At 51.1% G+C, this 1,219-nt stretch carries 2 tRNA genes and 1 rRNA gene; all 3 read right to left on the reverse strand.

Annotated elements, in window-relative coordinates:
- Positions 1-494, reverse strand: a 23S ribosomal RNA gene (locus tag ACGYLI_RS18120); the annotation flags it as partial.
- Between the two features lie 406 nt (positions 495-900).
- Positions 901-977 (reverse strand) — tRNA-Ile (locus tag ACGYLI_RS18125).
- Between the two features lie 165 nt (positions 978-1,142).
- Positions 1,143-1,218 (reverse strand) — tRNA-Ala (locus ACGYLI_RS18130).
- Position 1,219: the final 1 nt, after the last annotated feature.

Raw genomic sequence — 1,219 nt, forward strand, 5'->3', positions numbered from 1 at the left:
TCCCTCACGGTACTGGTTCACTATCGGTCAGTAAGGAGTACTTAGCCTTCGAAGGTGGTCCTCCGATCTTCAGACAGAATTTCACGTGTTCCGCCCTACTTAATACGTCCAATCATGCTTCTTATACGGGACTATCACCCACTTTGGTTGCGCATTCCAACGCATTCTAATCACACTCATGGCTCGGCTGGTCCCCGTTCGCTCGCCGCTACTAGGGGAGTATCAATTGATTTCCTTTCCTCCGGGTACTTAGATGTTTCAGTTCCCCGGGTTTGCCTTTTTAAGCCTATATATTCAGCCTAAAAATACCTGGTTTACCAAGTTATTAGCTGCACCGAAGTGCAGTAATAACAAAGTATCAGGTGGGTTGCCCCATTCAGAAATCCATGGATCAATGCTTATTCTCAGCTCCCCATGGCTTATCGCAGAGTATCACGTCTTTCATCGCCTCTTACTGCCAAGGCATTCACCAAACGCCCTTTTCGCGCTTGATTTGATCCAGAAAAAGCAAGACTTAGCGCCTCGCGCGAAGATCAGAAGCTGGTAAGAAACTGACCCTCTTATTCTGCATCAAAAGCATACTTTACCCGCCCAGACTGTCGTCTGGACAATGAGCGATGCAGATAGCTGCCGTCCGTGCAGGAGGCAGCGTCACCGCTCTGGTTAGTGTACTTGACTTGGACAACATATTCGTTTCAGCCGCGATATGCTTGAAAGACCGAGGAAACAGTCCGTCAAACACCGGCCCCGAAGGGCAGCAACTGAGATCATCACCTAACGCGGTGAGATCAAACATGTTGTTAGTATCTCTCTTTACGATGTCAATTCGTCTGTGAAACAGACGTTCAAACACATGCGTATGTGCTTGAAGGTATGTTCCAGTTACCACCTTGAGTAAGGTGGTGGGTCGAGGAGGACTTGAACCTCCGACCTCACGCTTATCAGGCGTGCGCTCTAACCACCTGAGCTACCGACCCAGCTGATTTGCCGAAGGCAAATCGGCGTCGCCCGTCAGGGCATTCCGAAGGAATGTCCCGGGAGGGCCAGCGTGGTTAAGCTGGTCTCGATGGGCTGATGGCTGCCCTTCTCATCGTTGCTGCGCAACGACTGCCAGGGCGACGCCTTTTGCTTTGCAAAAGGCTTGGTGGAGCCTAGGAGGATCGAACTCCTGACCTCCTGAATGCAAATCAGGCGCTCTCCCAGCTGAGCTAAGGCCCCA

Source organism: Sulfitobacter sp. 1A13421 (assembly GCF_043557285.1).
Classification (GTDB): domain Bacteria; phylum Pseudomonadota; class Alphaproteobacteria; order Rhodobacterales; family Rhodobacteraceae; genus Sulfitobacter; species Sulfitobacter faviae.